Annotated in this window: 6 protein-coding genes; all 6 read right to left on the bottom strand. The window is 31.1% G+C overall.

The window, feature by feature from the left end; all coding sequences use genetic code 11:
• Nucleotides 1-505, bottom strand: a 505-nt coding sequence (locus CKF54_RS05705; RefSeq protein WP_147396822.1) for a SoxR reducing system RseC family protein, incomplete at its 3' end; no start/stop codon positions are given.
• 9 nt (nucleotides 506-514) lie between these two features.
• Nucleotides 515-1,606 carry a MucB/RseB C-terminal domain-containing protein gene (locus CKF54_RS05700; RefSeq protein WP_119525402.1) on the bottom strand — a complete coding sequence of 364 codons (1,092 nt, stop codon included), beginning with the start codon at nucleotides 1,604-1,606 and terminating at the stop codon, nucleotides 515-517.
• 101 nt (nucleotides 1,607-1,707) lie between these two features.
• Nucleotides 1,708-2,586 carry a hypothetical protein gene (locus CKF54_RS05695; RefSeq protein WP_119525401.1) on the bottom strand — a complete coding sequence of 293 codons (879 nt, stop codon included), beginning with the start codon at nucleotides 2,584-2,586 and terminating at the stop codon, nucleotides 1,708-1,710.
• An 8-nt stretch (nucleotides 2,587-2,594) separates the two neighbouring features.
• Nucleotides 2,595-3,221, bottom strand: coding sequence for an RNA polymerase sigma factor (locus CKF54_RS05690; protein ID WP_119525400.1), 627 nt, complete (start codon nucleotides 3,219-3,221; stop codon nucleotides 2,595-2,597).
• A gap of 229 nt (nucleotides 3,222-3,450) precedes the next feature.
• Entirely contained in the window at nucleotides 3,451-4,449 is a 999-nt protein-coding gene (locus CKF54_RS05685) for a sigma-70 family RNA polymerase sigma factor (RefSeq protein WP_119525399.1), read from the bottom strand.
• Between the two features lie 2 nt (nucleotides 4,450-4,451).
• Nucleotides 4,452-5,735, bottom strand: coding sequence for a signal recognition particle-docking protein FtsY (ftsY, locus tag CKF54_RS05680; RefSeq protein WP_119525398.1), 1,284 nt, complete (start codon nucleotides 5,733-5,735; stop codon nucleotides 4,452-4,454).
• Between the last annotated feature and the right edge of the window lie 37 nt (nucleotides 5,736-5,772).

The following is a 5,772-nucleotide window of genomic DNA, read 5'->3' as shown; positions in this document are numbered from 1 at the left end:
AACCGATCTCTTTTATATTAGCTGTAAATTTTTCAAAAGCATAATCAATGCCAAGATACTCTATTTCTGTATTGAAATCTTTTAAATAAATTTTAACAATAGCAAAATAGATAACTAGACAAGCGAAAATACTCAAACCTGCATATAGGTCATTTACTTGTAAAGCATTAAGAATTATGCTTGGTAAGATAACTGCAACAATTAGAGGAATTAGGTAAAAGGTAGCAATAGCTAAAGTAAAATTACTTTTGCTAGTTCTAACCATAATGATATCACCTTCACGAATACCATCATTTGTTGCTGTTTGGGTTAAAACCTCAAGTTTAAATTTATTTCTTTTTCTTCCTGACGGTGTCAGTTGATTAAGAAATATAGCACCACAGCCTTCTCCTCTAGCGCAGGCTGAACAAAACTCTTTATTAGATAAAATAGCGACTTCTAAGGTTGTTTTATCTCCGTTAGGGATTATTTTTACAACCTGTGCGCTACGATGAGATTGTTGCATATATAAACTTTAATTTTGTAAGTTAATTTGTTGCCCAAAGCCTTCAGGATGCTGTGCTGGAGCTTTACCATTAACTGATATAGAATTGATTATGCCTTTAGCAAGGGCTAAAGGAATTTGTCCTACAATAGTTAGTTTACGATTACCATAGTCTTCGGTATATAGTGTTGTATCGCCTTGTTGCCAGTAAAAATGGTCATTAGTATTAACTTCTTCTTTACTTACGTAAATAGTAAAGCTAAATAAACCATCGCTATATGTTTGGGCAATCATAGTAGGACCATTACTATTACTTGCAGTTGCGGTTGGACTAGTTATTAAACTATTACCAATCATAGTAACTTCATTATTAGAGCGTAATTTAAAACCAGGAGGTAAAAATTGTAATCTAATAATGCTATCAAATTCATTTGCTAATTTCTGATCTATGTTACTAGAAAAGATTGAGTTAGTATTAATTACACCATTCTGAATTTTAGTAAGTGCTGGCTGATCCATTCCTAGCTCTAGATAGATCACAGAGTAGGAATTTAAGACAGTATATGAGTTAGTAACTAAATCTCTAAATAATAAATCAGTTTTTAACGGTAGTAAAGTGGCATTATCTAAAGCAATTCTATAGGTGAATAAATTGGAATACTTATTGGTAACTTCATAAACTTGCGCTGTTTTATCTGCTACCCTAGTAGTTCCTACTTTAGAAATCATGTAGTTTTGTGAGATCTCTGTAAAATTAGTGCTAAAGATATTAGGTAAAATATTGAAAGTATCGCCTTTTAAAGCGTAAGAAGCATTACCCATAAGATCACCTTTAAGGTAGATATTATAAGGACTGCCCTCTAAATTAGATAATTCAGCATAGCGAACTCCGTTAACAAAATAATTGTTAAATTTATACGGAGTATAGCCTGATGAATCATAGATAGTGAAGTATAAAGTATAATTGAGGGAGTGAATTTGCTCACTCATATCAATTAATTCTTTTACTGCACTCTGCGACTGTGTTACTTGTTGTTTCTTTGTGGCTGCTTGGCTGTTGGTTGATAAGTTATAAAAAGAAACAATCGCTAAGGCAATTAGATATAAAGATCTCTTTTTCATGTCAGTACTAAAAATGTCAATATTTTAGCTATCATTATAGCAATAGTATAATAAAAAAGCGACATAGAAATTAATACCTCTATGTCGCTTTTTTATTTTAATTATTTAGAAGATAAACGTTTATGTATCTCATAATTTGCAATCAGAATTGATAAATTTTGAGATTGCTTATCTGATAATAAAAGACCATCCGTTTTTTGTCCTTGGTTAACTAAATGTAAACTAACCAGTTGAACACTTGTAAGTAATTGAGGTTGGTAATTTATTAAATTAGGATCATCAAGCTCGTATCTTTTGAATGATAATGAAGCTAGGTTAGATGAAGCTAAATTATTATTAATAGTTAACGAACCAGAGTTATTAGACTTCAAGCTTTGAGACATTGAAGGATCACTATAAGCTAAAGTACTAAATCCTTGATCTTTATTAATAAAGTTACTAAATATTCCTATACAAGCAAACGTAGCAATAAATGCTAAAGTAGCACCAATTAAGTTACGTAAGTTAAAAATAGATGAATCTTTAGTTTTTACTGTAAAGTTTGCATTTGATGCAGTTGATGGTGAAGAAGAAGGAGCATTTGAACTTTCGCTATAGAAAACACCTGAAGTTTTGTTAGGCATTTGATAACCATAGTTATAGTTCTTATAAGTATTGAAGTTATCCAGTTTTAGAGGTTTAACTTCTTTATCTGCTTCTAATTTTTTACCATTAGCAACTTCTACATTAATATCTGTTGTAGTATCTTCAAGATCTAAGTTTGCGATTTCTGCCATTACTTTTTTAGTAAAGTCAAAGTTTGCAAAAATTTGTAGATCTGCAGGTGTATCAACGTAATATTCAGGATCTTTTTCTACATCAAGATCTTTATCTTTAAGAGTCAATACATCAACAACTAACTGATCTTGAAATATATCTTCTAGAGTTATTTTACCAGCGACTAAGTCATCTGCTAAATTGATAAGATGATTTGCACTCATAAACAAAATTAAAGCTTAGAAAGTATACCATTTTCCTTAATGAGATCTCGATACATAATTCGAGCTCGATTAATTCTAGATCTTACAGAGTCAATAGTTAAATTTAACTCTTCACTAATATCTTTATAACTCATACCCTTTTCGATACGCATTAGAAAAGGTGTTAATATATGTTCTGGAATTTGATGGAGAAGCTCTTCTAGAATTCTCTTATTTTCGTCGGCAATTAAATTTTCTTCAACGGAACTCGTTTTGTCTTCATGAAGGTCCACATAAGATCCTTCATAATCTATATCAGACTCAAACGTTAAGCTAACTCTTCTATTTCTAGCACTTATTGCGTTAATCATTTGGCGAATGCCTATTGTACATAACCAAGTATAGAATTTACTTTTACCCTGGAATGAATCTAATTTTCGATAAGCTAAAACAAAGACATTTTGAGCTACATCTTCTATTAAACCGTTGTTACCATATTTTTTCAGTAAAAACTGTATTAGTCTATTTTGATACCTTGTAACCAAGATACCAAAAGCATTCATGTCGCCTGATTTTATTCGCTCAATTAACTTAAGTTCTTGCTGATGTAAATTTTCATCATTATCGTCAATATGCTTAAAGCTACGCTCTGACATGATAAATCTCGTATCCTTAGCAAGAAAACTTATTAAGCAATTTTTAATTTCTCTCTAACTAATATATTAGACAAATATTATTCTTAAAAGTTTTATAAAATTACAAAAATTTTCTTTTTTATTTTTATTAAGTATTTTCTAAGTAAATATTGCAACTAATTGCCTTAACATTATACCCTAAAAAAATAAAATTACCAAATGAAATTTCACTTTTTTACTATTAATCTTATTATTCAGTAGGTCTAAACTTAGCAAGAGCTTCAGCTAACTTTTGTTTTGCTTTCATCTCTATTTGACGAACTCGCTCATTTGAAATATTAAATTTATTCGCGATTTCGTTTAAAGTTGCTTTTTGTTTTACTTCAGGGAAAAAGTCCTCGGCTACGCGAACTTTAATAATATATTGCTCACGTTCATCTAGTAAACTCGTGAATGCTTGGAAAAAAGCCTCACGTAAGTTTTTTGAAGTTTCATCTTCTTCAACTTGTTTTGAAAAGTCAGAGCCTTCATCAGTTGTGAAAGAAGCCGGATTATAAGTATTAGTTTCCCCATCAGAGGTTTCTGTTTCAAATGAAGTAGCACGTGTTAGCGCACCTTCAATGCTACGTACATAGCTAGCCGTCTTATTGTTTAAGGTGCTCGCGATATCTTCATAGTCCTTATTAGTTAAAGGACGTTCAGCTCTTATTTTTAATATAGCAGTTTTTGCTAAAGAGGCGTCTTTAGTTGTAATAGTTTTAGTAGCGTAAGCTAATTGATTTACGAGTTTAGAAATATTTTTCTTAATGTGGTGGTACGCGTAAGTGATTAAACGACCCCCATTTGATTTTTCCTGATCGTAATTTTTTACTGCTTCAACAAATCCCTCAAATGCTGCTTGGTTTAAATCCTCATCAGCAACATTTGAGTATTTGTAGTCCTTATATACAAGATGTTCGATATATTTTGTATATGCTTGAAGTAAAACAGTAAAAGCTTTACGACGTTCTGTAATATCAATTTCTAAATCGTTTGCTGTTTTAATTAATTGATCTTCAATCTCTTTAGTAAGAACTCTTTTTACACCACTAACATAGTAGACGATTTCTTGTCCTCTTGAGGTTTGAGGTTTTGTAGTGTTGACTATAGTTAAGTCACCTTGAGGAGCGGTTGTTGTTATGTTAGGGGTTTGAGTAGAATTTTGAAGATTAATGTCAGTTGTTGTTTTAGTTCGTGTTTCTTTTGACATAATTATTTTTCTTTAAATAAAGCTTCGATAAAATCTTCAGCATTAAATGGTTGTAGGTCATCAATTTTTTCACCTACACCAATGTAGCGAATTGGTTTTTGGAATTTATCACAGATAGCAAAGATAACTCCACCTTTTGCTGTACCATCTAATTTAGTTAAATTAATTCCTGTAATATTTACAGCTTTATCAAATTCTTTAACTTGCTCAACAGCATTTTGCCCAGTTGAAGCATCTAAAGTAATCATTACTTCATGCGGAGCTGTTGGATCAATTTTTTGAACAACTCGAACGATTTTCTTTAATTCTTCAAGTAAATGGTTTTTATTTGATAATCTTCCAGCAGTGTCAGCAATAACTACATCATAGCCTTTTGATTTTGCCGAGTTAAAGGCGTCATAAATGACAGCAGCACTGTCAGAACCTGGTTTTTGTGCAATTACATTTACGTTATTACGATTACCCCATTCTTGTAATTGTTCAATAGCGGCTGCTCTGAAAGTATCTGCAGCAGCTAAAAGAACACTTTTGCCTTCTTGTTGAAGTTTTTTAGTAAGTTTACCAATAGTAGTAGTTTTACCTACTCCATTAACTCCAATCATTAAAATTAAGAAAGGTTTGTGTTCTTTAATTTCCAGAGGCAGAGCGCATGGCTGAACAATTTCTTTTAACTCTTGTTTTAATTGCTTATATAAAGCTTCAGAATCATTTAGTTGAGAAATTTTAACATGGTCTGTTAAATTCTTAATGATCTTGTCAGTTGTATCAATACCAACATCTGCCATTAATAAATGTTCTTCTAATTCTTCAAAAAGTTGCTTGTTGATTTTTTTACCAACAAATAGTGCTGATAAACCTGCACCAATATTAGCACCAGTTTTAGAAAGACCTGAAACTAAACGAGCAAAGAAACCTGCTTTTTTTTCTTTAACCTCAACTACTGGCACATCGTCATTAGTTTTTTCCTCTACTACAGCTTCGTTGCTAACTTCATCAAAAGAAGTTAAATTATTGCTCTCAGTAGAAGATGAACTTTCACTTTCTACTTCGCTTCTATTTTCTTCTTCAGTAGTGGTTAAAGAAAGTTTTTCTTCATTAGTATGATCAGTATTATTTTGATCAATATTATATGTTTCCTCATTACCAGCTTCTTGATTATCAACTGTTTGAGTTAGAGGAAGTTCTTCATCTTTTATTTCCTTTTGAACAGAAGTTTGTTCATTACCTTTTTCTTGTTCTTTTTTCTCAGAAGAGCCAAATAGATTTTTAAACCAATTTAAAGCCATAAAAGTTTTATCCTTATAAATTTACTTATAAATGTAA

Origin of the sequence: Psittacicella hinzii, from assembly GCF_003585885.1 — a bacterium.
GTDB lineage: Bacteria > Pseudomonadota > Gammaproteobacteria > Enterobacterales > Psittacicellaceae > Psittacicella.
The sequence above is the reverse complement of the archived record's forward strand: the minus strand, read 5'-3'. Positions and strand labels throughout refer to the sequence as shown.